The 25,572-nt window shown below is 47.5% G+C and carries 20 protein-coding genes; 9 read left to right on the top strand and 11 right to left on the bottom strand.

The window, feature by feature from the left end:
- The first annotated feature begins 258 nt into the window (after nt 1-258).
- From R2X38_RS09110 to ald, 7 genes are all read left to right on the top strand, one after another.
- Nucleotides 259-936 carry an SDR family oxidoreductase gene (locus tag R2X38_RS09110; RefSeq protein WP_317521923.1) on the top strand — a complete coding sequence of 226 codons (678 nt, stop codon included), beginning with the start codon at nt 259-261 and terminating at the stop codon, nt 934-936.
- A 119-nt stretch (nt 937-1,055) separates the two neighbouring features.
- A complete protein-coding gene (locus R2X38_RS09105) occupies nt 1,056-2,879 on the top strand; it encodes an ABC transporter ATP-binding protein/permease (RefSeq protein ID WP_317521922.1) in 1,824 nt (607 codons plus the stop codon).
- Between the two features lie 139 nt (nt 2,880-3,018).
- Nucleotides 3,019-3,822: a MetQ/NlpA family ABC transporter substrate-binding protein gene (locus R2X38_RS09100; protein ID WP_317521921.1), complete on the top strand. Its 804-nt coding sequence runs from the start codon at nt 3,019-3,021 to the stop codon at nt 3,820-3,822.
- Between the two features lie 337 nt (nt 3,823-4,159).
- Nucleotides 4,160-7,117 (top strand): EAL domain-containing protein, encoded by a 2,958-nt coding sequence (locus R2X38_RS09095; RefSeq protein ID WP_317521920.1) that lies wholly within the window; start codon nt 4,160-4,162, stop codon nt 7,115-7,117.
- A 60-nt stretch (nt 7,118-7,177) separates the two neighbouring features.
- The gene (locus R2X38_RS09090; RefSeq protein WP_317521919.1) at nt 7,178-7,825 is read left to right on the top strand and encodes an HAD family phosphatase; all 648 of its coding nucleotides are present in this window, start codon (nt 7,178-7,180) and stop codon (nt 7,823-7,825) included.
- Nucleotides 7,826-7,909: 84 nt separating this feature from the next.
- Nucleotides 7,910-8,176, top strand: coding sequence for a hypothetical protein (locus R2X38_RS09085; protein ID WP_317521918.1), 267 nt, complete (start codon nt 7,910-7,912; stop codon nt 8,174-8,176).
- A gap of 476 nt (nt 8,177-8,652) precedes the next feature.
- On the top strand, nt 8,653-9,768 hold the full coding sequence (ald, locus tag R2X38_RS09080; RefSeq protein ID WP_317521917.1) for an alanine dehydrogenase: 1,116 nt from the start codon (nt 8,653-8,655) through the stop codon (nt 9,766-9,768).
- A 423-nt stretch (nt 9,769-10,191) separates the two neighbouring features.
- Here ald and R2X38_RS09075 read toward each other — a convergent pair whose 3' ends face one another.
- The 3 genes from R2X38_RS09075 to R2X38_RS09065 all read right to left on the bottom strand — a co-directional run bounded on the left by R2X38_RS09075 (nt 10,192) and on the right by R2X38_RS09065 (nt 15,609).
- Complete coding sequence (locus tag R2X38_RS09075) at nt 10,192-10,839, bottom strand: murein L,D-transpeptidase catalytic domain family protein (protein ID WP_317521916.1); 648 nt, start codon at nt 10,837-10,839, stop codon at nt 10,192-10,194.
- A 532-nt stretch (nt 10,840-11,371) separates the two neighbouring features.
- Nucleotides 11,372-14,524, bottom strand: a complete 3,153-nt coding sequence (locus R2X38_RS09070) for a chitinase C-terminal domain-containing protein (protein WP_317521915.1) — start codon at nt 14,522-14,524, stop codon at nt 11,372-11,374.
- Nucleotides 14,525-14,937: 413 nt separating this feature from the next.
- Nucleotides 14,938-15,609, bottom strand: coding sequence for a DUF2057 domain-containing protein (locus R2X38_RS09065; RefSeq protein ID WP_317521914.1), 672 nt, complete (start codon nt 15,607-15,609; stop codon nt 14,938-14,940).
- A gap of 202 nt (nt 15,610-15,811) precedes the next feature.
- Here R2X38_RS09065 and R2X38_RS09060 point away from each other — a divergent pair, with 202 nt between their 5' ends.
- A complete protein-coding gene (locus R2X38_RS09060; protein ID WP_317521913.1) occupies nt 15,812-16,573 on the top strand; it encodes a sulfite exporter TauE/SafE family protein in 762 nt (253 codons plus the stop codon).
- 76 nt (nt 16,574-16,649) lie between these two features.
- Here the strand turns inward: R2X38_RS09060 and R2X38_RS09055 are convergent, their stop codons facing one another.
- Together R2X38_RS09055 and R2X38_RS09050 are read right to left on the bottom strand one after the other, a co-directional pair.
- Nucleotides 16,650-17,840, bottom strand: coding sequence for a class I SAM-dependent methyltransferase (locus tag R2X38_RS09055; protein WP_317521912.1), 1,191 nt, complete (start codon nt 17,838-17,840; stop codon nt 16,650-16,652).
- Nucleotides 17,841-17,963: 123 nt separating this feature from the next.
- On the bottom strand, nt 17,964-19,364 hold the full coding sequence (locus R2X38_RS09050; RefSeq protein WP_317521911.1) for a methyl-accepting chemotaxis protein: 1,401 nt from the start codon (nt 19,362-19,364) through the stop codon (nt 17,964-17,966).
- Nucleotides 19,365-19,455: 91 nt separating this feature from the next.
- On the opposite strand from R2X38_RS09050, the gene yccX reads away from it, so the two are divergent.
- Nucleotides 19,456-19,728 carry an acylphosphatase gene (yccX, locus tag R2X38_RS09045; protein ID WP_317521910.1) on the top strand — a complete coding sequence of 91 codons (273 nt, stop codon included), beginning with the start codon at nt 19,456-19,458 and terminating at the stop codon, nt 19,726-19,728.
- Nucleotides 19,729-19,826: 98 nt separating this feature from the next.
- On the opposite strand, the gene tusE is transcribed toward yccX, so the two are convergent.
- The 6 genes from tusE to R2X38_RS09015 form a co-directional block, all read right to left on the bottom strand.
- The gene (tusE, locus tag R2X38_RS09040; RefSeq protein ID WP_317521909.1) at nt 19,827-20,156 is read right to left on the bottom strand and encodes a sulfurtransferase TusE; all 330 of its coding nucleotides are present in this window, start codon (nt 20,154-20,156) and stop codon (nt 19,827-19,829) included.
- A 117-nt stretch (nt 20,157-20,273) separates the two neighbouring features.
- Entirely contained in the window at nt 20,274-20,939 is a 666-nt protein-coding gene (locus tag R2X38_RS09035) for a Bax inhibitor-1/YccA family protein (RefSeq protein ID WP_317521908.1), read from the bottom strand.
- Nucleotides 20,940-21,173: 234 nt separating this feature from the next.
- The gene (locus tag R2X38_RS09030; protein ID WP_317522252.1) at nt 21,174-21,899 is read right to left on the bottom strand and encodes an amino acid ABC transporter ATP-binding protein; all 726 of its coding nucleotides are present in this window, start codon (nt 21,897-21,899) and stop codon (nt 21,174-21,176) included.
- A 93-nt stretch (nt 21,900-21,992) separates the two neighbouring features.
- Nucleotides 21,993-23,093 (bottom strand): amino acid ABC transporter permease, encoded by a 1,101-nt coding sequence (locus R2X38_RS09025; RefSeq protein WP_317521907.1) that lies wholly within the window; start codon nt 23,091-23,093, stop codon nt 21,993-21,995.
- Nucleotides 23,094-23,104: 11 nt separating this feature from the next.
- Complete coding sequence (locus R2X38_RS09020) at nt 23,105-24,301, bottom strand: amino acid ABC transporter permease (protein WP_317521906.1); 1,197 nt, start codon at nt 24,299-24,301, stop codon at nt 23,105-23,107.
- 55 nt (nt 24,302-24,356) lie between these two features.
- Complete coding sequence (locus R2X38_RS09015; protein WP_317521905.1) at nt 24,357-25,514, bottom strand: amino acid ABC transporter substrate-binding protein; 1,158 nt, start codon at nt 25,512-25,514, stop codon at nt 24,357-24,359.
- Nucleotides 25,515-25,572 lie beyond the last annotated feature (58 nt).

Genomic DNA, 25,572 nt, shown 5'->3' with positions numbered 1-25,572 from the left:
GACAGATTTTTAAAATTATCGCATTTTAGTTGGCAAAATTTTCTTGCCACTTTTCTTTAGTCATATGGGCTATTGTGCTTCTCCCAATGATCTATGCATCAACAATGTCATAATACGTATATTGAACGGTATACTGTTTATCAAATTATTGATATTACGAAAAACGCTTCGTCTCACACTGATTAATTTTGATCCCATTTGGGTCTTTCTATGGCAGACTTGAACAACCTGCTCGCGAGTATAATCATAAGGAAAAGAATGAAACGTGTACTAGTAACTGGCGCCACCAGTGGGATTGGGTACGAGTTGGGCAAGACGCTGTGCGAGAAAGGGCACAGTGTCGTTGCGACTGGTCGTAACTTGGCAAAGTTGGAAGAACTCAGTGAGCTAACAGGCTGTCAGATAGTCCAGGCTGATTTGAGTGATCCGCAGCAAGCCCTTGAGCTGGTGGACAAAGCTGTCGAGCTATTGGGTGGGTTGGATATCTTGATCAACAACGCCGGGATGAACTCCCGTAAATGCGGTATCGATGAGTTTACCTTGGAGGAGTTTGACTACCAGTATGCGGTGAACCTGCGTGCTCCTGCTGTGTTAAGTCGCGAAGCTCTGAAGGTGATGAAGCCTGTTAAAAGTGGCCAAATCATCAATGTCCTCAGCACGGTTGCCAAGCGTTCCAATGAAACCATGAGTGTGTACACGGCCATGAAACAAGGACTGGCAGGATTCAGTGCTATCTTGATGAAAGAGGCGCAACCGTATGGCATCAAGGTAACTTCCTTGTTCCCAGGCGGCACGGATACCAATTTCAGGGACGTTGACCGCCCGCAGTACATGCACCCGAAAAGTGTTGCTGAAACGATTGCAGTGTTGCTTGAACTACCTCAAGACGTCGTGATGCATGAAATGGTGTTTAGGCCACCGGTTGAACTAGAGTAATTCAATTGATAGAAGCCCCTGCAGCAATGTAGGGGCTTTTTTCTCATACCTGTTATCTGATACTTAATCATTGTGTACATAGTGATAAGCTAGCTTTAGGGAAAGCAAAAGGCAGGTCTATGGAAACGTCTAGTCAAACTCAATCATCGTCTAATCGTGATATTCACGATGAATCATTGAAACCAAAAGAGCAGCGCAAGAGCCTCAGCATTTTATTAGAGCTGGTGAAGTTTGTGCAGCCATATCGTGGCAGGGTATTGGCCGCGCTGGTGGCGCTAGTATTTACCGCTTCGCTCACTTTGTCTGTTGGCCATGGCGTCCGTATCTTGATTGATGAGGGCTTTTCCCAGCAGTCGACCACCGAACTTGCCAATGCCATCCAGTTTATCCTTGTCGTCACCGTGCTCATCTCCGTTGGGACCTTCTTCCGCTTCTATTTAGTTTCTTCAGTGGGGGAGCGAGTCAGTGCCGATATCCGGCTGGCGGTGTTCAACCACGTTATCACTTTGCATCCGAGTTATTTCGAGACCAATGGCAGCGGCGAGATCATGTCGCGCCTTACTACTGACACCACCTTGCTGCAGAGTATTATCGGCTCGTCGTTTTCCATGGCGATGCGCAGTGCCTTGATGTGTGTCGGTGCGATTATCATGTTGTTTGCGACCAATATTAAACTGACGTTGATTGTGTTGGCTTCGGTGCCGTTTGTGCTGGTTCCTATCTTGATTTACGGCCGACGTGTCAGGGCTTTGTCGCGTAAAAGCCAAGATTCAATGGCCGATGTAGGTAGCTATGCCGGGGAAGCTATTGAGCATATCAAGACGGTGCAGAGTTATAGCCATGAACAACAGGAAAAGGCCTCTTTTGCCGATGAAGTAGAGAAGGCCTTCGAAATTGGCCGCCAAAGGGTTAAGCAACGAGCGATCTTGATCTCCGGCGTTATTGTCATTGTGTTCAGTGCCATCGCCGGGATGCTGTGGGTCGGTGGCAGCGATGTTATTAATGGGGTGATGTCGGCAGGCGACCTCGGGGCATTTGTCTTCTACGCCATTATGGTGGCTTCTTCGTTGGCGACTATTTCTGAGGTAATGGGGGAGTTACAGCGCGCAGCGGGTGCAACAGAAAGGCTGGTTGAATTACTTCATGTCGACAGCCATATTGTTGCACCAAGCCAGAATGCAGCCTCGACTCAATCACTGTCGGCTGAAGTAAAGTTTGATGATGTGACGTTCTGTTACCCATCAAGGCCGGATCAAGCCGCGATCACGCAGTTACAGTTAAAAGCCGAAGAAGGCAAGGTGCTAGCGTTAGTCGGGCCATCCGGTGCGGGCAAGACGACCTTGTTCGAGCTGTTGCAGCGCTTCTACGACCCGCAATCAGGCAAGGTGACATTGGGCGGTGTCGATATCCGTCAGTTTGAACCTGGTGAATTACGCCAGCAAATGGCGTTGGTACCCCAGCAACCAGCCTTGTTTAGCCATGATGTGTTCCACAATATTCGTTACGGTAACCCGGAGGCGACGGATGAGCAGGTGATTGAGGCGGCCAAGAAAGCCCACGCCCATGCGTTCATTCAAAACTTGCCGGATGGCTACAGCAGTTTCCTTGGTGAACGCGGGGTCAGGCTGTCTGGTGGTCAACGCCAGCGAATTGCCATTGCCAGGGCGATCTTGAAAGATCCGAAGATCTTATTGCTGGATGAAGCAACCAGTGCATTGGATAGTGAAAGCGAATACCACGTACAACTTGCTCTTGAGGAGCTGATGCGAGGAAGAACAACCTTGATTATTGCCCATCGTCTCTCAACGATTCAGCATGCCGATCAAATTGCAGTGTTTGATCAGGGGCAGTTGGTCGATATCGGCGATCATTCTTCACTGATGCAAAGCAGCGAGCTATATCAACGCTTGGTCGAGTTGCAGTTTAAGCATATGAAAGGCTAATTTTGGCATATCGCAAAAAGGAATAATAAATTCTATACAGCTCTATGCTGGTGCTGATTAAGTGTATGATTTATTGATAAGGCGTTATATTATAGACGCTCAGACGTCTAAAAGTGAAATGCTTATTCAAGGAAGAGCCATGAAGAAATATACCAAGCTGAATCGATGGATAATTGCGGCTGTTGCATTAGTCGGCTTAACGGCTTGCGGCCAGAAGGAATCGTCAGTGATTAAAATTGGTGCGACGGCGGGGCCGCATGCACAAGTGGTTGAAGCGGTTGCTGTCGAGGCAAAGAAGCAAGGCTTGGATATCGAAGTGGTGGAATTTTCTGATTATATCACCCCGAATGCCGCGCTGGCCGATGGGAGTATTCAGCTAAACAGCTACCAGCACCTGCCGTTTTTGCAGAACTTCAATAAAGGCCATAACAGTGATTTGGTTTCGATTGGCGAGTCGATCCTGATGCGGATGGGTATTTACTCCAACAAATACAGCTCGCTTGATGATTTACCAGCCAATGCCCAGATCGCTATTCCTAACGACCCAACCAATGGCGGGCGTGGTTTGCTACTGCTAGAAGATGCTGGGCTAATTACTTTGAAACCGGGTGTCGGCTTTACCGCGACATTGCATGACATTGCTCAAAACCCGAAAGGGCTGAATTTCATTGAGGTTGAGGCTGCCCAATTGCCAAGAAGCTTGGATGATGTCGATGCCGCAGCCATTACCATGAACTACGTGATGTCAGCCGGCCTAAATCCCAAAGAGCAAGGCTTGTTCCTCGAAGCTAAAGATGCGCCTCTAGCGGTAATGGTCATTGCTGCGCGTGAAGAAGATAAAGCGAACAGCACTTATCAGAAAATCGTAAGTATCTTCCAGTCTCAGCCAGTGAAGGATTTCATGCGCGACACCTTTAACGGCACCATTGAGCCAGCGGGTTAAACTTAGGTGTTGTGAGTTAATTCCTCAACATAGTTCTTCATAACAATCGCTCCAGTATATCCAAGCAACTTAAAGTTACTTGGGTATAGATACTGGGGTGATTTTTTATTCTTTAACCACCTATGCCTAATTGGAATACAAAACGCATTTCGCATGTTATGTAAACGATTAGATTTCATTAGGGTGATGTTAATCAATATTTTGTTATATCGCTTTTATGAATGCTCGCCATTGCTTTTATCTCCCATTCTCATGCGGTAAAGTCCGCAGCGGGTGAGGTGATAGTGTTATTACCAAGCAAGCAGTAGGGTTGCTGTTGGTAATAATTGAATAGCTGATGGATTACAAAAAAATAAATACGTTTAATCAACTCTGCGGACAAGTGCTCTTTGATACTGTTGGCCTAAGTTTGTATGAAGCCTTTGCAGTAGATAAAGTTATCATTGGTTCAATTCATGATGACAATGAAGGCGTACACATCCTTTCTAGTTGTTTTCAGGGGGAAAATGGGGGGAAGAGCTACTTCCCGTTGATTGATGTTCCTGAAAATGAAGTCGTAGAATTGTGTCAGCGGGTGATTATCCCGAATGCACTGTACCAGGCCTACCCTCTATACACACACCAGCATGTTGAGTCTGCCGACACGTATGTTGGTATTCCTTTGTTTGCAAGAAACCACCAGTTGGTTGGTGTCCTTTCCTGTATTTTCAAACGTCGTTTTGATTCCGTTGACGCTTTGTGCGAGTTTTGCGAGACATTCAGTGCGTATCTTGGTCAAGAAGTTGGGTACGAAGCCTTATTAATGCGTCAGTCACAGTTGCAATGGCAGCTGGAAGAAGGACAAAGAGTTGCAAAAGTAGGGAGCTGGATTTGGAATTTCCAAGATGAGTATTTTGAATGGAGCAAAGAAGTCTACCGCATCTATGACATCAAGGATGAATCGATATTACCAACTCTGTCTTTACTGTCCGCTTTGATTCATCCTGAAGATCGTGAGTGGGTGCTTGATACACTTCAGCGCTCCATTGAAAGTGATGCCGTTAACTACAACTTGGTCCATCGAGTTCAACTTTGGGATGGCACCATAAAATACCTACGCAAACGCGCCGAGGTGCTGCGTGACAGTCAAGGCAAGGCGGTAGAAATGCGTGGTACCGTCCACGATGTGACGGATGTATACCAAATTTCGGCAAAGTTGAATAAAGCCTCGCGACAGCTGACAACGACCTTCAACTCTGTGGACGAGGGGATTTGGGAATTTGATCTTGAACGTAGAGAGCTAGCGACATCTGCTAAGTTTTGGCATCTGCTAGGTCGTGAAAAACCCAAAGAAGGGGACGATCTGCAGGCTTGGTTATCTTGCATCGTAGAGGAAGACCGTGATGAAGGCGTTGATTATTTTGACCGCTTTATTCAGCAGCAACATGCCTCTGTTTTTCAGTTTGAGTTTCGGTTAAAACCTTGTAGTCGGGTTGCGGTAGATGGCAATGAGTGCTGGTTGACCGTCAAAGGCAGTATTGTCGCTCGGGATGAAAATGGAAAGCCGAGCAAGGTTGCGGGTATCCAGCGAGATATCACCCATACCGTTGAAGCTAAGCGTCAATTGGACCGAGCCCAGGTGGTGTTTGACAATACTTCCGAATGCATTTTGATCACCGATAAACACAACAAAATCATATCGGTTAACCGTGCATTCGAAGAGACAACGGGTTATCGGGAAAAAGAATTACTCGGTCTGTCACCGAATATCTTGTCTTCAGGGATCCATGATGCAAAGTACTATCAGTCACTTTGGCATAACTTGAACCATTATGGGCACTGGAAAGGTGAAGTATGGAACCGGCGCAAGAACGGTGAGATCTACCCGGAAGAAATATCAATCAATGTGATCCGCGATGATAATGAAGAGATCATTAACTACGTGGCGGTATTTCGTGACATCAGCCACTGGAAAAAAGCTGAAGAGCAACTGACCTTCTTTGCTTATAAAGATCCGCTTACTGGCTTGGTGAACCGTCGTAGCTTCGTTCAGCGCGTCAAAAAACACATAGCATCGATCGATGACAAACGTGCTCAGACATTCTCACTGTTGTTCATTGATATGGATGATTTTAAGTCACTGAACGATCTTTATGGCCATGACTTCGGTGACAAGGTGTTGGTTCATATTGCAAACTGCCTTAAGCGTGTTTTTCCTGCTGCAGACGATATCTGCCGTTACGGTGGTGATGAATTCTGTGTCCTTTTGCCTGAGACCACCTCCGGTGCGGCAAGAGTATGGGGGCAGCAAGTTGTAGATAGTGTTGCTGAAGCGTTTGTTCTTGATGATATCGAGGTAAATACCACCGTTAGCATTGGCATTTCGACTTACCCTGAAAGCGGCGAAACCCATACTGAGCTGCTAAAAAATGCCGACTATGCGATGTACAACATGAAAGGGCAGGGACGCAATGGGATTTGCCAATACGACAGTGCTCTTCAATCAGACTACATAGAAAAGCTAAAAATGCGTGATCGCTTGAAAAAGGCGATCTCCGATGAGTTGCTGACCGTTTATTACCAGCCTGTTGTTGATGCAAAAACGGGGCAAATTAGCCGATTTGAAGCCTTGATTAGATGGATTGATGATATCGAGGGAAGCATCTCACCTGCAGAGTTTATTCCTGTTGCAGAGCGTTATGGCTTGATAAGGCCGTTGGGAGACTTTGTTCTTCATCAAGTGTGCCGTGATCTAAAGCAGCTACACCAATCTGGTTTCTCGGATGTAACGATCAGTCTGAACCGGTCGGTGAAAGAGTTTATCAGTAGCAATGGGCTCCCTCCTATCTGGGATACCATTGAATCTTATGGTTTGCCACTGAACGCAATTGTTGTCGAAATCACCGAGTCGACGGCATCCAGTGAAAGTTGTGATATCCAATCGTTGTTATCGTCGTTTAAACAGAAGGGGATTGAAATTGCACTGGATGATTTCGGTACTGGTTATTCTTCATTGAGTTCGATTGTTGAGCTTCGACCCAACATCATCAAAATCGATCGCAGCTTTATTGAAGGGATCGACAAGCAGGAAAATCGAACCTTGGTGTCCTTGATTATTGATTTGAGCCATAAGCTGGGGATCCAGGTGATTGCCGAAGGTGTTGAGACTCGCAAGCAATTGAACATTTTAAGAGAGATGAATTGCCACTTTGTTCAGGGGTTCTTCTACAGCCCAGCGGTACCTTTTACAGACTGTATTTCAATCCTTGAAGGACAGTTGTTAGGTAAAGCATTGGCTATGAGTAAGAAAAGTTGACTTGGATTTGTCGGGCTTAACTGAGTAAGATGGCGGTCTTGTTGTTCGTGGAGTAGGCCCATGCAGGCAGTTTGTTTTGATTTTGATGGTACTTTGGTCGATTCTGAAATTTTTCATGCACAGAATTGGAGCCAATACCTGTCGGGCTTGAATATCCAGATCTCAGCACATGATTTTTTAGCCGATTTCGCAGGTGTACCTTGGGAGAAGGTCGCTCACCATTTTTCTTCAATTGCTTCGATCCCCCATAGTACGTCGAACGTGGTGTCTGATATGGAGCGATTGACCTATCAAGCCATTATGGAGAGAGGGATCCCTGCTAAACACGGGGCTTTTGATTTGATTAAATCACTCCATGGCTCTCTACCATTAGCAGTGGTGACGGGCTCTCCGAGGAATTATGTTGAGGGAATCTTGGCGCATCTCGGCTGGCTGCATTACTTTGATCATGTGTTTTGCGGTGATGATGTAGCAAATAACAAGCCCGCTCCTGAAATCTACCAACTCGCTTGCCGCACCCTTGGGGTACCGGAATACCAAGCTGTTGCGATTGAAGATAGCCAGACCGGGGCACAATCTGCCCATAGCGCAGGGCTGAGGTTGGTGGTAGTCAATGATCTACATCCGTTCGGCGCGGAGATGACCCCCTATCGCTATGACAATTTGATGGAAGCACAGGCGCAGCAGGCCAAATGGCTTGTCGCCTAACCTATGAATTATTGCCTATGATATAGGCGAGAGTTTAGATTTAGAATATTGGCCGATTCAATGGGCCTAGTAAAAGGCATTGCTATGCAAGACGACGATATCATGACTGGCGATATGCTAGTTGAAACAGTTGAGAACCAGCTAGAAGAAGGCAACCCTATCAAGGTGAAAGAAACGTTGATGCGTTTGATGATGATGGGGACACCGCGGGAAGAAGCGATTCAAATGATTGCGTGTGCGCTGTCGATTGAAGTATTTGATGTTGCAAAGAATGATGGCAGCTTCGATTTGAAACGATACAGTGAAAATTTAAATGCTCTGCCAGATATGCCCTGGGAGTTTGAAGACTAACTTTTGGGTTAGCTCACACAAAAGCCGCTTTTTAGCGGCTTTTTTGTTGCCTGTATGTTTCTGGTTTGTTTCCCGCGATTGTCCGGAAACCATTTAGATAAAAATCTGCACTGGATACCACAATAGAGAAAAATATCGCAAAGGGCCGATCTGATATCACTTTTTTTAAAATAAGCACTTGAAAACAACAAAAAACACGAGCTTTTTCTCGTGCTAGTCTAGTGCATTAAACTGCTTTTATTGCCTGGTGGTGGTTTAAATAACTAGATGATCTAAATATTTCAGACAACTGGTCTAGTTTGTTGTGATATGTTGGTTTTTTCTTGTGTGACCAAGCTCAAAAACAGTTTCTTGTGCTGGTTTAGAAGAAAATACCAGTTTGATTTGTTGTCTTTAAGTTAAAAAACGGTCACACATTCCAAGGTTTTTTCTTTATTGTGTGTATATCTTTTAACGAGGCAGCAAGGAAACAAAAGATGATTATTGGCGTACCTAAGGAAATTAAAGTTCACGAATACCGTGTGGGTATGGTACCCGCTTCAGTTAGCGAGGCGGTTGCTCATGGACACAAGGTATACGTTGAGACCAATGCTGGTGCTGGGATCGGCTTTAGCGATCAGGACTACATTGATGCAGGTGCCCAGATTCTGCCAACCGCTGAAGCGGTATTTGCAGAGTCAGAGATGATTGTAAAGGTTAAGGAGCCACAAGCCGTAGAACGTGCCATGCTTCGTGAAGGCCAAATCCTATTTACTTACCTTCACCTTGCGCCAGACCCAGAGCAGACTCACGACCTAATCAACAGCAAGGCTGTGTGTATTGCTTACGAAACCGTAACAGATGATAAAGGCCGCCTACCTCTACTGGCTCCGATGTCAGAAGTTGCTGGCCGCATGTCAATTCAGGCCGGTGCTCAGGCTCTTGAGAAGTCACACGGTGGCCGCGGTATGCTACTAGCAGGCGTACCAGGTGTAGAGCCAGCGAAAGTTGTTATCATCGGTGGCGGTGTTGTAGGTGCAAACGCTGCGCAAATGGCAGTTGGCCTACGTGCTAATGTCGTTGTGCTGGACCGCAACATCGATGTATTGCGCCAACTTGATGCCCAGTTTGGTGGCTCTGTACAGTGTGTGTACTCAACCAAAGATGCTATTGAGAAGCACGTACTGGAAGCTGACCTTGTTGTTGGTGGTGTACTGGTCGCTGGTGCTGCCGCGCCTAAGCTAGTGACTGCTGAAATGATCAAGAAGATGAAGCCTGGTGCTGCGATTGTCGACGTCGCTATCGACCAAGGCGGCTGTGTTGAAACTTCACATGCAACCACTCACAGCGATCCTACTTACATTGTTGACGATGTTGTTCACTACTGTGTTGCTAACATGCCTGGTGCGGTTGCTCGTACATCAACCTTCGCACTGAACAACGTGACTCTGCCATACATCCTTAAACTGGCAGACAAAGGCTACAAAGCTGCGTTGCAAGAAGACAAGCACCTGCTAAACGGTTTGAACGTTTACCGTGGCCAGATCACTTGCGAAGAAGTGTCGGAAGCATTGGAGCTTCCATACCTAGCACCAGAAAAAGCGCTAGCGTAATCTACACTCGCGAACATCAAATCCCTGCCCTGGCAGGGATTTTTTTTGCCTATAGGATGCTGAGAGGCGAGAGGCGAGAGGCGAGGGTGATATGACCCCATAAAGTAGACACGGGGGGGGAACGGGGCACTAAGCATGAAATTTGCCTTTGAGTTTAACTGCTTATATGTACCTTTTAAGATTAGAAATAAATAATAAATGAGTTTGTTCACTATTACAGATGCCAATTAACTGTCAGGGGGATTGCTTATTTAGACATTGATGTAAGAATTAAAAATAATTAAATACAGAGATTTAAATTAAAATATATGACAATTTAGCCATTGATGTTCGCATAATTAGAGTGCAAGCCAATAGCCAAATAAAAAACAGCAGCTTAAATAAGCTGCTGTTTACTAAACAATAATAACAGGGAAAATAAAGCTATGCGTGTGCGTAGATAACACTGCCACCTTTAATGGTATCGATAATTTCCCTTGAAAGCTCTGTAGGCAGCGCCGGACAGCCCCAGCTACGGCCAAGGTAGCCGTGACGGTTAATGAATGACTTCGTTGCGTAATCGGCACCATGAATAACGATGTAGCGCTGGCGGGCCTTGTCATTTACACCCGGGGTCAAGCCATCAAGACGCAACGAGTAACCATTGCCACCATAGTAGGTGGTGTCAGTCAGGAAGGTACCAAGAGATGTCTGGCGAGAGTTAACGATGTTCGAGAACTTTGTCGCATTTTTACCGCCGCTATTCACGCCATGTGACACGAAAGTACGGTAGAGCAGCTTGTTGCGATTAAGATCAACAACAAAGAAACGCTCTTTGGTCGAAGGCAGACTGTAATCAATAATTGTCAGAACCGGCTTTTTACGGCCTTTGGTATTGTAATAAGCCTCGTAGGCCTCTTTAAATACCTGATAGTTAATAACTCCGTTTAATTTTGCTTTGTTATAAGCATCTTTTACTAAGATGTCTGCTTGTGCTTTGTTTGCGTAAGGTTGGCTAGATATAACACTTGCGGTCGCCTGCAGTGGCAAGATGAATAGTGCCACTGCAAATAGTACGGTTAGCTTTTTCATTGTCCCTGTAAAATGTTCAATAATGTTGTTGATGTTGGTTGAAGCTGACTTTAACACAAAAATGTGGACATTTAAGGTGAACGACCGGGGAAAGGGTTAGGTAGAAAAAGCAAAAAAATCCTGTTTTATTAATGACAGCTGTTCAAAAAATAATTAATTACAAGTAATTAAAAGCGATTGTCATTTTTATATGAAATTTTGTCTCAAAGGTGAAAAAATACGTCAAATTCTTCACTGTTACAATTCTCAGTACGATAATTGATTGTTTGTTAAAGCCAAATTTTGTGTCATATTTTGAAAACAAAGAAATGTTAGCATTTTGACTGTTTGGTTGAAAATTGAGCGCTTTATCGCAATTTTTTACTTCCCAAAGTTAAAGTAAGAAACCGTATATTGAGTGTGGTTGCATATGTGTGCCATTAATATTGCTTGTAAATTGTCATTTTAAGAATGATGAACTTGCTGTTTTTGTTGTTTTTTGGATAAAAAATGCGCAGGAAAGAGCCTGCGCATTGTTTTTAGCCTGAATCGGTTAAATTGTGCACACTAGTGCCCAGCTACCATCACTGCCTGGTGTAGAGCTGCTCCACCAGTTTGCCTGGTAAACCACACCGTTGTAGATGATTTTATCACCCTGGTTAGCATGGCTTGGATTACCCGCCCAATCAGCTTGAGGCCAGTTAGGGTAGGTGTTGATGCCGGTTGTGTCACAGGAACCATCTCCACCGCCAGGATTACCGCCGCCGCCATTGCCGCTACCGATTGAACCGAGTGGTAAATCAGGTTGCTCTGACTTGAACGCGTAATCCTTACCGTTAATGTTGACGCTGTAGTTGGCAGGGCCAGAAATAGGCAGGTAGTAAACCATGTCTAGTTCGTAGGTACCGCCAGCAGGCAGGCTCTTCCATCCCGGTAGAGTAAAGGCAACCCGGTGCATTTCGCCGTCCAGTCCACCAATGTTATTGGCACGGGTATGACCGGATGCGATAACCTTCAAGCCACCGCCAGATTGATCTTTGGCGTTGTCCGGTGCTGATGTTGGAATATCAAACTGGAACTCTGTTCCGCCAGGGATATCTTGGCCTGTATTATTGGTAAAGGTAATTTTCGGGTTGATAGGGTAGTTCTGATCGCCTACTTTGAAGCCTGACACGTCGACGGCAATATCAAGCGCTTCGGTAGGGATCGCCCCCGTTGCTACCTTGTTGCCATACGGTGTTGCAGACTTGAACTTCTCGTAGATGGCTTTGGTCATGGTATTACCCATGTGGTACTCACCATTGCCCGTCTTACACGCATTTTCAGTGCTATCGACGGTTGTGCGGTTACCGTTGGCATCAAAGACATAACAGTTGTAGTCGCCCGCGAGCTCCCAGAACATGATCCCACCGATTTCTTTGTCGATGACATAATCGGCTTTGACATTGATCGATGCTTTATCTTCAGTCGATAGGAAGACTTTCTTCTCGGCATTCCATAGCCATGGAGCGACGGCAACACTGTCATAGTGGCGGGTGTAACTGCCAACTAATTGGTGCTCTGGGTTGTTAACCGGATCTAGGCTGTAAGCCGTGCTGTAACTACCAAAGATACCTTGGGCAAGGTTCATGACGTGCCACATTGGGTTTGAACCTGCTCCCATCTCGTCACCTGCCGCATTCTTGTCATGCCATAGGTTATCGATACCCACAGCACCATAGCCACAGTTGTTCTTCTCACCTTCGCCGGTGCCTGGTGCACACTGCGATTGGTTAGGAAGAGGAGCGCGACCCCAAAGGCCATTTTCACCGCCGGTTACGCCTTGCCAACCACGGGTATAGTAAGGTACCCCGATGTTAATACGACCTGCTGGCATCGAGCCGCGGAAATAGTGGTATGCCCAGTCAGTGTTTAGGTAACCAATACCACCATAAGCGGCTGTACCATAGACATTCCATTGAGCTAGCTCAGAGTCTTTACCGGTGTCGAACAGAGCGGCATTGTGACCGACATGATCGTTCCATGCACCGTGTAAGTCGTATGACATAATGTTGACGTAATCAAGGTACTTGGTGACATTGAAGTCTTCCATACCGCGCAGTAGGTAGCCAGACGAAGGCGCCGCGATAGTCAGCATATAGTGAACGCCATCTTGCGCAGATGCCTGATCAAGCTTCTGGCGAAGTACCTTCATCAACTCTTGGTAGGAGGCCCACAGGTAAGCACGGCGTGGCTCCATGAAGGCTTTGTCGTCCGGGTTACCGGCTCCTGCCATTGAGGTCGGGTATTCGTAGTCGATGTCCAGACCATCGAATTGGTATTGGCGCATCATAGCTACCGCAGAAGTTGCAAACTTCTCGATACCGGCAGAGTTGATTGAGCCATCAGCATTGGTGGTCATGGTATAGAAGCCACCATCTGCGACACGGCTACCATCGGCGCCGAAGTGGCCACCTGTTTCAGCCCAACCGCCAATTGAGATCAGGGTCTTGACGTCGTGCTTCTTCTTATAAGTAGCAAGCGCACCAAAGTGCCCTTTGAAGCCGAGGGTTGGATCTATTTCGACACCCGGCCACTCTTTACCTGTCGCAGGGTTGGTGGGGTCGGTAGTGTCCCCCACATTGACTTTGCCATCGCTGCCGATGCTGACAAAGGCGTAATTGATGTGGGTGAGCTGCTCCCACGGAATATCATTCACTAAATAGGCAGCCTGCGGATCGTCACCACTGCGCCAGCTGGTGAAGTAACCAATGACACGGCGAGGGTGGTCAGCGCCCATGATTTCACGGCCCTGGTCATCGTAAATCGTACAGTAAGGGACGTTCACCCCTTCGGTTTGGTACAAGCCGTCTGGTCGGCAGCTTTGGGTCGTTGTTCCACCATTTACCGTCAGTGTTGATGAGTTGGAGTCTGCTGTGCCGCCGAGGTTGTCGGTTGCACGGGCATAAAGGGTGACACTGCCAGATTGAGTTGGTGTGTAGTCAAGTGTATAAGGGGCCGTCGCCACGGTGCCAACTAATGAGCCGTTGGCATAAAAGTCGACTTTCTCAACGGTCCCATCACTGTCGTCGGCTGTGGAAGTAAGCGTAATGGACGTGCCAAGATCAATACTCGCCGCAGATAGGGAGAGAGTGACCGAAGGCAGGTTATTGGCTGTCTCCTGCACAGTCACTGTTTGTGTCGCTTCCGTTTGCTCCCCTTTGTCATCAGTGGCGATCACTCTGAGTACCTGAGTGCCTGCAACGGCAGTCCAGCTCATGCTATAAGGCGGTTGTGAGACTGAGCCGAGCAGAGAGGTACCAAGGTAGAAGTCAACATTTGCAACCGAGCCATCACTGTCATTTGCATCTGCGGCTAATGTCACGATATCACCGACGAGCAGTTGTGTGCTGGATGAGGGGGAGGTGATGGAAACCGTTGGAGGTTGGTTTGTTGCGCCGGTGGAGCAATCATCGACATATGACCACTCTTGGCTGGTGCCTGAATGGGTGGTTGGGTTGTTACCCCTAGTCCACCAATTCGCTTTATAGACTTTGTTGGCCTCTTGAACCTGAGCACCGCCAGTATAGGCAACAGTGCTGCTCCATGGTTCGATGTTCGTACAGTCCATTGCAGCATGGGCATTCATTGCCGCCATGCATGAAACGGCGAGGGTACTGAGCTGGAGTGCTCGAGTCAACGCCTGTCCGTGTTTCAGGTGTTCCATTGAATAATTCCTTTAAGTTGAAACGCGTTAGTTGAATAAAATACCGGCATCTTGGTCTTATGTTGTGCCGTGAAAAAAGTATAAGAGGAAAAGTCGAACACGGAGGGGAAATAGTTGTGTTTCTTACAGTGTCTCGCAAAAAGTTGCTATTTTCATGTAAATTAAACAAGGTTATTTTGCACCGATAACTAATTTTTCAAGACGTACTTTGCAGACGATTAGCTGAAGATGCCGTTCAAAGAATCAATGGCGGGAGAACTGACTGGGGTTGTTCTAAATTAAAGACCATAACCTTGAAAAGGAGGCTGATGGGTAAGTGGTTGAAAAATAGTGCGAGTAAAGACTAGGTTAGTGTAACCAGGCGAACATAGGCATAAGAGGGGAAAAAGAGCCCGAAGGCTCTTATGGCAAGATTACTCTTGGTTGATTTTTGCTTTGAAGCGCGCACGTGTTGCTTCATCAGCTTGCTCGTACCAGTAATTAAGCATGTTTTCAGCCACATTACGTGTCTGCTGATCAACCGGTGGCTTTGGTGACGTTGCCGCTGGTGCTGCAGTCGCCGGAAGTGTAGTTGGTACTGCAGCAGTTGCAGCAACCGCTGCAGTTGTCGCTGTAGCAGCGACAGCCGCCGCTTTACCTGACTGGTTGTAAACCGCAATTTCTTTTTCAAAATCACGACCGAACTGAAGGCCAGACTTAATTAACTTGTCTTGCTCGAAGCTAATCTTCTCGCCGTTGGCTGCAACCAAAGAAACCTTAGGTGATTTGTTGAACTTACGCGCATCTTGAGCAGTACGAAGCTTTGGTAGTTCAAGCTTTAATGCTTCATCACTGGCATCGAACTTAACAATAATGACATCAGACTTGTAGAGGTAGTCATCGCCATTTTCACGCAGTGAATCGATATAAGTGAATGCAAACTGGTTGACACCATTTGGAAGCGTTAACGTGTCGTTGCCGTCTTGCTCTACACCATTGACCAATACAAGATCTGCTTGGTGTGGAAGATCCAGTTTTACGTCAGCAAGAGAGGAGAAGCTGATGCCGCATGCTGCAAGAGCCATTAACGCAGTACGAAATTTCATAGCGGTTCCTTGAAAAACAATGTCCGAATTAGATTGTAGTTATCGGGATTAGCCTAGCAGTTTGTCGCTAGGTAGCTGAATAAGGGCTGAATACTGGTTTTGATGCCCTCATAAACTAATCATCAAATATAACACTTTGTTTAATGTATTGGGTATATTGCGTATAGACAAAAAACGTAATTGCTATGGACAGAATATTACAATGGATATGTCATTACTGCAGGCCAGCTTGCTGATCGGAACCGGTTTTCTTGCTGGCATTATCAATACATTGGCTGGTGGGGGCTCAAACCTGACCCTTCCAGCGTTAATGGTGATGGGCATGCCGGCAGAGGTGGCGAATGCGACCAACAGGGTTGGTGTCGCGGTACAAGGAATCACTGCGCTGTTTGGTTTTCGTCGCCATGGAAAACTCGAAACCTCAGATACCGGGCCGATATTACTTCCGACCATTATTGGCGGTTTGTTGGGAGCTGTCGGCGCTGCTTATGCTCCCTCTACTTGGATCAAGCCTTTGCTGCTCGGCACCATGGTTACTATGGCTTTGATTATCTTAGTTCGCCCTGCCATCGTTGCTCCTCCTGCTGGTACTGAACCAAGAAAAGTGAGAAATACCCCGAGCTCGTGGTGGGGGCTGGGGCTGGCTGGCTTTTACGGTGGCTTTGTCCAAGCCGGTGTTGGTTTCGTTTTGTTGGCGGCTCTGGCCGGCACACTGCGATATGATTTGGTGAGAGCCAATGCATTGAAAATGCTGTGTGCTTTGGCATTTACTTTAGTGGCGCTAGTGCTTTTTATTGTCGAGGACTTAGTGATGTGGGGGCCGGGGCTGATCCTTGCTGCCGGAACTATGGTCGGGTCACATATCGCGGTAAAAATGGCTATTTCAGCCCGGCCAGAAACCTTGAAGTGGTTTCTGTTCTTGATGACGCTGTGTGGTTCGCTAGCAGCAATGTTGACCGATTAGGGGATGAGATGAAAAGAAGCCAGCAATGATTGCTGGCTTCACTTTAAATAACCGATTGTTTTCGATCTGCGCTGACTTATTTCACGTAGCAGGCAAAACCTTTCAGGTAGAAACCTTCTGGGTAGGCACTGTCTAGTGGGTGGTCAGCGGCTTGGCCGAAGCGCTCGATAAATTGCACTTCACGATGAGCATCCAATGCGGCATCTGCAATGATCTTCTGGAACAGATTGTTGTCCATCAGGCCAGAACAAGAGTAGGTCAGCAATGTGCCACCCGGTTTCAGGATCTGCATGGCTAGCATGTTGATGTCTTTGTAGCCTCGGCAAGCACCGACTAGCTGTGATTTAGATTCCGCAAACTTAGGTGGATCCATGATCACGACATCAAATAGCTCACCGCGCTCACGGTATTCGCGAAGCAGTTTGAAAACATCTGCGTTTAGGAACTGCGCATTCTCTAGCGGGTAGCCGTTTGCTTCTGCGTTCATACGTGCAGTGTCTAGTGCTGGCTGTGAAACATCCACATTCACCACTTCACTTGCGCCGCCTTTAAGTGCGTACAGACCAAAGCCACCGGTGTAGCAGAAGCAGTTCAGAACACGCTTGCCGTTAACGTACTTAACGGCCGCTTCACGGCTGTCACGCTGATCAAGGTAGAAACCGGTTTTGTGGCCACCAACAATATCTACATTGATTTTCACGCCGTTCTCTTCGATGGTAACGAACTTAGGCGGCTCTTCACCCGAAAGAACGCCGGTACGCTGTTTCAGGCCTTCTTTCTTACGTACTGACACGTCGGAACGCTCATACACGCTGCACTCTGGGTAACAGATGTTTAGGGCTTCTACCAACGCGTCTTTTTGCGCCTCGGCACCAGCACTTAGCAACTGGCACACTAGGAAGTCTTGGTAACGGTCGATAGTAATACCAGGCAAACCATCAGACTCAGCAGCAATCAGGCGGTAGCCGGTAAGGCCATCGCGAGCGGCGAGAATGTCACGCAGCCCTTGGGCAGCTTTCAAGCGGTTAACGAAGAAATCGACATTGATTTCTTGGTTACGATCAAAGGTCCATACTCGAACGCGGATCTGAGATTGCGGAGAAAAAGCACCGCGTGCTAACCACTCACCTTTGTGGTCGAAGATATCAACGGTTTCACCAAGTGCAGGTTTGCCTTCTACACGTTGAATACCGCGAGAGAAAACCCATGGGTGGCGGCGGCGAAGTGATTTTTCACGGCCTTTAACCAGATAAATTGAAGCTGTCATGACTTGCCCAGTATGGAGTAAGGAATGGGGGCGTATTATGTTGTCGAAAGCACATAAAATCAAATTTATATGCCGATTGCAGGAGGCAGTGCCGGTGTGGCGGCACTGCCAGGAGGGGAGGGGTTAGACTTTGAGTCCTCGCATTAACGACTCAAGTTCTTCTGCTTGCTTATTGAGCTGCTCGATGTCATTAGCCGATGCATTAATGGCACTGCAAATTTCATGAGACTGGCTGCGTACCTGTTCAACATTGTTGGCGATATCGTCTGCTACGGCGCCTTGTTGCTCAGCAGCCGCCGCAATTTCAGTACTACGATCCGATATATGCTGGTTACGTTCAGTGATCTGTGAGATTTCACTGTCTACCGAATCCATCAGGGCTTCGCTGTTTTGTGCATTCTCAACCGTATTCTTCATTACAAGCATTAGCTTCTGACTATTCTGCTGTAAGGCTTCAATCATCTGCTGAATTTCAACCGTCGCGCTTTGCGTTCTTCCGGCCAAGGTACGCACCTCATCGGCAACAACGGCAAATCCACGTCCTTGCTCTCCGGCTCGGGCAGCTTCGATAGCTGCGTTGAGTGCGAGCAGATTCGTTTGCTCTGAAATACCATTGATGGTGGTCACGACATCGTCGATTCTGGCGGCGTTGGTATCAAGCTCCGCTACGGCATCAGCAGCCTGGTTGATCTCTGTGCTCAGATGGCTGATCGCATTGCGGGTCTGGTTGACTTGCGCGCGGCCTTGCTCTGACACCAGCTGGGCCTCACGTGTTTGTTCGGAGGTTTGGTGGGCATGGGTAGCTACCTCGCGGATAGACGTTGCCATTTCCTCGGTAGCACTGGCCAATGAATCGAGGTGCTGCTGCTGCGATGTCGACAGTTGCTCACTGCCTGCGCTACGCTGGCGCAAGCTGCTGCTGATTTGTTGCATCAAGGCTATCGCTTGCTGAGTAGCCTGAACAAGTTGTTGCTCACGCTCGCTGACACGATCAATAGTGATGGCGATAGTACTAAATTCGTCTCGTACCTGGAAGAAGTTGAGGCGGTTGGTTAAGTCGCCGTCAGCGAGACTTTGTAGTGCTTTGTAGGTGGTAAACATCGCACCACCAATGAAAGTCATGATGTAGTAAACCGCAGCGAGGGCAACGATTAGGATCGCCGCCATAATAGCCCACTGGCTGGTACTGACATTCGAAAACAGCCCCTCAGCACTAGTTGATGATATGCTGTAATTCATTCCGCTGACATAAGCCGTAAGGTCGCCTTGGCCAACATGCAGGTTGGTGTCGGCAAGAATATTCCGGGCTTCAGTTTGGCTGATTTTCTGCTGGGTGAAAAGGGAAGCGGTGGTCTCTAGCTGCTGTGTCGTGATTTCAATACGTTGCTGGCTAGCACTATCGGCTAATATTGTAGCGACGCCTATGAGGGCGATAACGGGTAGCAGGAACAACAAGTAAAATTTTTCCTGAAGGGTGATATGGATTAAGTAACGATCAATCCACCGAAAGGCGACTTCTTTCATATTAATTCCTAAAAACAGAAGCTTAGAGCATTTTTTGTGCGAGTAGTATTATATTGTTATCGGGTTGAGAGTAGGAAGCTTGAGGTGATCTATGTCACAAATATGTGTAAAGGCACTAATTACTGGTATGGTTCAAGGGGTTGGGTTCAGGTTCCATACAGCCCATGAGGGGTTGAAATGTGGATTGACGGGCTATGCCAAAAATTTGCCTGATGGCAGTGTCGAGGTAATGGCGTGTGGACAAGAAGATCAGGTTCAGCAGTTACTTACCTGGCTGCAGGATGGCCCGAGAACCTCTCGCGTCGATAGTGTGAGTTGGGAACAGATCGACTGGCGCCATTATGACGGCTTCGAAATTATGTAGTTGAGTCTGTGGTGCAAAGATAGAGATAGGATATTGATGGCTGAGATAGGCGAGTGGTCGGTCCCACTCGCACTATTTGCCAGTTAACGCATCAAGTTTTAGAGGCACTTCACCGGTTTTGGAAGACCTGCTAGTTTTGTAGCTTGCTTTGCCGGGCCTTTAGGGAACAGCTTGTAGAGGTAGCGAGAGCTGCCTTTCTCTTCACCGTATTTCTTGGCCATCGCCTTCACCAGCATTCTGATGGCCGGTGAGGTGTTGAATTCCTGATAGAACTCTCGGACAAAACGAACAACTTCCCAATGGGCTTCTGTCAGGGTGATGCCTTCTTCTTCGGCCAGCATAGGTACCAGAGCTTCACTCCAGTCGTCGGTGTTTTTCAGATAACCGTGGGCGTCGGTTTCTATTTGTTTACCTTCAAATTCAAGCATGTTTGCCTCGCATATAGAACGGCAAAAGGATAGTGATATTCGAGGATGGCTGCAAGGCTGCGGCTACAAAAAAAGCGCCTTTCGGCGCTTTTTGTATATTTGTGACTTAATCAGAGATTAGTCGTTGCTACCCATGATGCCTAGGATTTGCAGTAGGCTCAGGAATAGGTTGTAGATAGAAACATACAACGTAACGGTAGCAGAGATGTAGTTGGTTTCACCGCCGCGCACAATGTTCTGCGTGGTCAGCAGGATAGCTGCAGACGAGAACAGAACAAACATACCGCTGATTGCCAGTGATAGCATTGGCATCTGTAGGAAGATGTTTGCTACAACCATAACTAGGATGGCAACAAAACCGGCTAGCAACATGCCGCCTAGGAAAGACAGATCACGCTTAGTCGTCAGTGCGTAAGCTGAACACGCCATAAAGGTCAGTGCTGTACCGCCAAGGGCAGGGATAATTGCGTGGCCCATGCCAGCGCCGATGTACATATTGAGGATTGGCCCCAATGTGTAGCCCATAAAGCCAGTTAGTGCGAAGGTAAATACGATACCTAGGCTGCTGTTACGGTTTTTCTCTGTCAGGAACATAAGACCGTAGAAGCCAACCAATGTGATGATTAGACCTGGGTGAGGCATATTCATCGCCATTGCAAAGCCTGCAACGACAGCTGACCATACAAGCGTTAGAGACAGAAGAAAATAAGTGTTACGTAGAACCTTGTTTGTAGAAAGTACGCTTTCGTAAGCTGTGCCACGATTGACAATACGATCGTTCATAAATAGTCCCCTCAGGGTTAGATATGTGATTGCTAATGTAAATGTATATTGGGGCATTTCATCGTTATTGCAAGCCGTTTGTCAAATTAATGCGGCTGTCCCCAAACAATAAACTCAGTGTAACGATATGACCTGAATGATACTTAACAATTCCTTATCTTTGTGGTCAAAGTTGTAAATGAATGTTACAGCACATTCTTGCTGCGCCTCAATAACCTTATGAAACTATACGCTTTAATGCAGGATTTGGTTCAAGAATAGTTGCGTCCTGTCTGATTGCGGGTTATCGAAGAATGCCTGCGGGGTGTTTTCTTCGATGATTTCTCCCATGTCCATGAAGATAACCCGATCGGCGACCTGTCTGGCAAAGCCCATCTCATGGGTTACACAAATCATGGTCATCCCTTCATTGGCAAGCTCAACCATGACTTCCAGCACCTCCCTGACCATTTCCGGGTCAAGCGCCGAAGTCGGTTCATCAAACAGCATAACTTGCGGGTTCATACACAGTGAGCGGGCAATGGCGACTCGCTGTTGCTGACCGCCGGAGAGCTGGCCGGGATATTTGTTGGCTTGTTCCGGGATTTTTACTCGCTCCAAATACTGCATAGCGATGTTCTCGGCTTCTTTCTGCGGCATTTTCTTTACCCAAATCGGTGCCAAGGTACAGTTTTCGAGTACGGTGAGGTGGGGGAAAAGGTTGAAGTGCTGGAAGCACATGCCGACTTCACGGCGTACTAGCTCGATGTTTTTCAGATCGCTGGTCAGCTCGTTGCCAGCGACAATGATCTGCCCTTGTTGGTGTTCTTCCAAACGGTTGATACAGCGAATAAGCGTGGATTTCCCCGAACCGGAAGGACCGCAGATGACGATTTTCTCACCTTTTTTAACCGTGAGGTTAATGTCTTTCAACACATGAAATTCCCCATACCACTTATTCACTTCCGTCATGGTGATCATGGCTGCCTGCGGTGCTGAATGGTTTGGCGGGTTGTCGCCTTTATTAACTTTATTGATAGTCGAACTGTCTGTCATATCATCCCTCTTTATGACCTATCGCTTATGACCGGTATGGAGTTTGTTTTCTAGGTAGATGCTGTATCTCGACATCCCAAAACAGAATATCCAGAACACCAGCGCAACGAAGACATAGCTTTCTGTCGCGAAACCCAGCCATTTGGGATCGGTATTGGCCGCTTGGCCTATCCCTAGGACATCGAACATACCGATAATGAGCACCAGGCTGGTGTCTTTGAACAGCCCGATGAAGGTGTTAACAATGGCTGGAATGCTTATCTTCAGCGCCTGCGGCAACACGATGAGGTACATTTTCTTCCAATAATTTAGCCCAAGCGCATCAGCAGCTTCATATTGCCCTGATGGAATTGCCTGTAAGCCGCCTCGTACGACTTCTGCCATGTAGGCTGCACTGAAAAGCACCACGCCAATGAGTGCCCGAAATAACTTGTTAGTTTCAGTCTCGGCATCAAGAAATAGGGGGAGCATGACAGAAGCCATGAACAATACGGTGATCAAAGGGACACCGCGCCAGATCTCAATGTAGACGGTACAGAGACTACGTATTACTGGCATGTTTGAGCGTCTACCTAAAGCCAGTGCGATACCTATTGGCAAGGAGACCACGATACCGACAATAGCAATAATCAGAGTGATCAGCAGGCCACCCCAAAGGTGGGTTTCGACAACGGGAAGGCCAAATATGCCACCGTATAGTAGGCCTGCGATAATGAAGGGGTAGATGTTGACGAAGAAAAGCCAAATCCATGTTCGTCCCGGTGTTTTTTCAATGGCGAGCAGTGTAATGAATATCGCGAGCGTGAAGTAGAACAGTTGAGGTCGCCACAATTCTTCCTGAGGATAAAAACCAAACATGAACTGCTCAAAACGCACTGAGATAAACACCCAGCAGGCGCCATCCCGGTGACAATCATCTCGTGTGGAACCAATCCAATCGGCTTTGATAAATGCCCAGTCAACGATGTTCCAAACTGCCACGATAGCAAGATAGCCAAGAATGAGGGTCAGGCAGGTGTTGATAATATTGGAAAACAGATGCTTACGTAGCCAACCAATAATACCCACGGTATTAGCTGGTGGAGGTAAATCTGGGCGAAATTGATGTTGATGAAGCATTCCCATTCCTCCTAACGTTCAACCAGTGCAACTTTGCGGTTGTATATGTTCATTAGTAGAGACGTCAGCAAGCTGAGTGTGAGATAAACCGCCATCGTCATGGCGATGATCTCGATAGCTTGGCCGGTTTGATTGAGCGTCGTCCCGGCAAACACCGAGACCAGATCGGGATAGCCGATGGCCATGGCCAGTGATGAGTTCTTGGTCAGGTTAAGGTATTGGCTGGTCAGTGGTGGGATGATGATCCGTAGTGCTTGAGGGATCACGACCAGGCGTAAGGTTTTTCCTTGCGGTAACCCAAGCGATAAAGCGGCCTCTGTTTGACCGTGGCTGACAGCGTTGATCCCGGCTCGGACAATCTCCGCGATGAATGAAGCAGTATAGGTGCTCAAAGCCAGCAGTAGTGCTGCCAGTTCGGGAATGATGCCGATGCCGCCTCTGAAGTTGAACCCTTTGAGCACAGGGACTTCCATGTGGACGGGCTGCCCACTGGCAAAATAAGCGAGGGTGGGGAGCAATATAAGTAGGCTAAGTGACACCCATAAAATGGGCGACTGCTGCCCTGATACCTTTTGTTTTCTTTTGGCATAAATGGTATAGCAGATGCTGATAAAGACAGCGGTAATGAGCGCAAGGCCAATCCAGTGGGCGTTTGGCTCGAAAACGGGTTTGGCAATATACAGGCCACGCACATTGAGGTACATACTCTCACCCAGGCTAATACTGTTGCGTGGGGTGGGTAGCGCTTGCAGTACGGCGAAATACCAAAAGAAAATTTGCAGTAGCAAGGGGATATTACGGAAAGTCTCGATATAGATCGCAGCAAAACGGCTCACTAACCAGTTGGAAGAAAGTCGGGCAATGCCGATGACAAAACCCAATATAGTCGCGAGGAAAATCCCCATTACCGAAACCAGAGCGGTATTGAGCAAACCAACAAAAAAGGTTCGGCCATAACTGTAGGTTTCATCGTAATCAATTAGGCTTAACCCGATGCCAAATCCTGCTTCCTGACTAAGAAAGCCAAACCCTGTTGCAATACCGCGCTGGTCCAGATTGGTCAGGGCATTATTGATTATCGAATAGATAAAATAGGCGAGCGCTGCTGCAGCCAATGCCTGGAACAGCAGAGCGCGAAAGGTTGGGTTATAAAATAGACTTGTTTTCTTCGCTGCCAAAACGACACTTCCTGTGGAAAAGATTATCATGGCAGGAGGGGAAGCAACGTCTCCCCTCCAAAGGGGCTAACATTTGCGATGGGTATTAGCGCATCGGTGGTGCGTATAATAGTCCACCATCGCTCCATTGCGCGTTGGCCCCCCGTTTGATCTCAAGCGGTGAGCTCATACCGACAGTACGCTCGAAGCTCTCGCCGTAATTGCCAACTTGTTTGATCACTTGATATGACCAATCATCGTTCAGGCCGAGCCCTTTCCCTTTCGGCCCATCAACGCCAATCAAGCGCTTGACATTTGGGTCGTCAGATTGCTTCATGTCATCAACATTTTGCGAAGATACACCCAATTCTTCGGCATTGATCATGGCATTGAGGGTCCATTTCACAATATTGAACCACTGGTCATCCCCTTGGCGTACTGCAGGGCCTAATGGCTCTTTGGAGATGATTTCTGGCAGGACGATGGCTGAAGATGGATCTTGCAGGTTCAGGCGAAGGGCATACAAGCCTGACTGATCGGTGGTGAGTACGTCACAGCGGCCAGCTTCAAAGCCTTTCACTGTTTGCGCGGCGGTATCAAAGACGACGGGGGTATATTTCATATCGCGGTGGCGGAAGTAATCGGCCAGATTGAGCTCGGTTGTGGTACCTGATTGCACACAAACTGCAGCACCGTCGAGCTCAGTGGCACTTTCAATCTCTAGCTGTTTGTTGACCATAAACCCTTGCCCGTCATAGTAGTTCACTCCCGCAAAGTTGATGCCCAGTGCAGTATCACGGTGTAACGTCCAGGTGGTATTGCGGGATAGCAGATCGATTTCACCTGACTGAAGGGCGGTGAAGCGTTCTTTGGCAGTTAGCGGGATGTATTTCACCTTGGTTTTGTCACCGAGTGTGGCGGCGGCAACAGCCTGGCAAAACTCGACATCAATCCCTTCCCACTCTCCTTTCTCGTTAGGGTTAGAAAAACCGGGTAAGCCAGTAGTCACACCACATTGGAGGTATCCTTGTTTTTGTATTTGAGCAAGGGTGTCAGAACTAGGGGCTGATGCCGGTTGGTCGCTGCCTCCTCCAACTTTAACCGTTCCTCCGGTAGCTTGGACAAGCTGTTGTTCGAGGGCCTCGACTTTGTTCTGTAGCGATTGGATCATTTCTTTGTCTTGACTGCTACCACCACTATCACAGCCGGCAAGAATGAGAGCAAGAGTTGATACTGCCAAGGTAGAGGTAAGGGTTTGCTTCATAATTACGTCCTGTTATTCCTTATCAAGAGAAATTGACGCTTCTTATCGTCATTATTAG

Source organism: Photobacterium rosenbergii (assembly GCF_033022775.1).
Taxonomy (GTDB): Bacteria; Pseudomonadota; Gammaproteobacteria; order Enterobacterales; family Vibrionaceae; genus Photobacterium; species Photobacterium rosenbergii_A.
This window is presented reverse-complemented; position numbering and strand designations above follow the sequence as displayed.

Excerpts from the sequence above, each read along its gene's own strand:
- tusE (WP_317521909.1), bottom strand. The coding sequence starts at position 20,156 with ATGCTTGAATTTGAAGGTAAACAAATAGAAACCGACGCCCACGGTTAT.
- R2X38_RS09015 (WP_317521905.1), bottom strand. The coding sequence starts at position 25,514 with ATGAAGCAAACCCTTACCTCTACCTTGGCAGTATCAACTCTTGCTCTC.
- R2X38_RS09075 (WP_317521916.1), bottom strand. The coding sequence starts at position 10,839 with ATGAAAAAGCTAACCGTACTATTTGCAGTGGCACTATTCATCTTGCCA.
- R2X38_RS09110 (WP_317521923.1), top strand. The coding sequence starts at position 259 with ATGAAACGTGTACTAGTAACTGGCGCCACCAGTGGGATTGGGTACGAG.
- R2X38_RS09035 (WP_317521908.1), bottom strand. The coding sequence starts at position 20,939 with ATGAACGATCGTATTGTCAATCGTGGCACAGCTTACGAAAGCGTACTT.
- R2X38_RS09100 (WP_317521921.1), top strand. The coding sequence starts at position 3,019 with ATGAAGAAATATACCAAGCTGAATCGATGGATAATTGCGGCTGTTGCA.
- R2X38_RS09060 (WP_317521913.1), top strand. The coding sequence starts at position 15,812 with ATGGATATGTCATTACTGCAGGCCAGCTTGCTGATCGGAACCGGTTTT.
- R2X38_RS09070 (WP_317521915.1), bottom strand. The coding sequence starts at position 14,524 with ATGGAACACCTGAAACACGGACAGGCGTTGACTCGAGCACTCCAGCTC.
- R2X38_RS09055 (WP_317521912.1), bottom strand. The coding sequence starts at position 17,840 with ATGACAGCTTCAATTTATCTGGTTAAAGGCCGTGAAAAATCACTTCGC.
- R2X38_RS09095 (WP_317521920.1), top strand. The coding sequence starts at position 4,160 with ATGGATTACAAAAAAATAAATACGTTTAATCAACTCTGCGGACAAGTG.
- ald (WP_317521917.1), top strand. The coding sequence starts at position 8,653 with ATGATTATTGGCGTACCTAAGGAAATTAAAGTTCACGAATACCGTGTG.
- R2X38_RS09065 (WP_317521914.1), bottom strand. The coding sequence starts at position 15,609 with ATGAAATTTCGTACTGCGTTAATGGCTCTTGCAGCATGCGGCATCAGC.
- yccX (WP_317521910.1), top strand. The coding sequence starts at position 19,456 with ATGTCACAAATATGTGTAAAGGCACTAATTACTGGTATGGTTCAAGGG.
- R2X38_RS09105 (WP_317521922.1), top strand. The coding sequence starts at position 1,056 with ATGGAAACGTCTAGTCAAACTCAATCATCGTCTAATCGTGATATTCAC.
- R2X38_RS09090 (WP_317521919.1), top strand. The coding sequence starts at position 7,178 with ATGCAGGCAGTTTGTTTTGATTTTGATGGTACTTTGGTCGATTCTGAA.
- R2X38_RS09020 (WP_317521906.1), bottom strand. The coding sequence starts at position 24,301 with ATGATAATCTTTTCCACAGGAAGTGTCGTTTTGGCAGCGAAGAAAACA.
- R2X38_RS09030 (WP_317522252.1), bottom strand. The coding sequence starts at position 21,899 with ATGATCACCATGACGGAAGTGAATAAGTGGTATGGGGAATTTCATGTG.
- R2X38_RS09085 (WP_317521918.1), top strand. The coding sequence starts at position 7,910 with ATGCAAGACGACGATATCATGACTGGCGATATGCTAGTTGAAACAGTT.
- R2X38_RS09050 (WP_317521911.1), bottom strand. The coding sequence starts at position 19,364 with ATGAAAGAAGTCGCCTTTCGGTGGATTGATCGTTACTTAATCCATATC.
- R2X38_RS09025 (WP_317521907.1), bottom strand. The coding sequence starts at position 23,093 with ATGCTTCATCAACATCAATTTCGCCCAGATTTACCTCCACCAGCTAAT.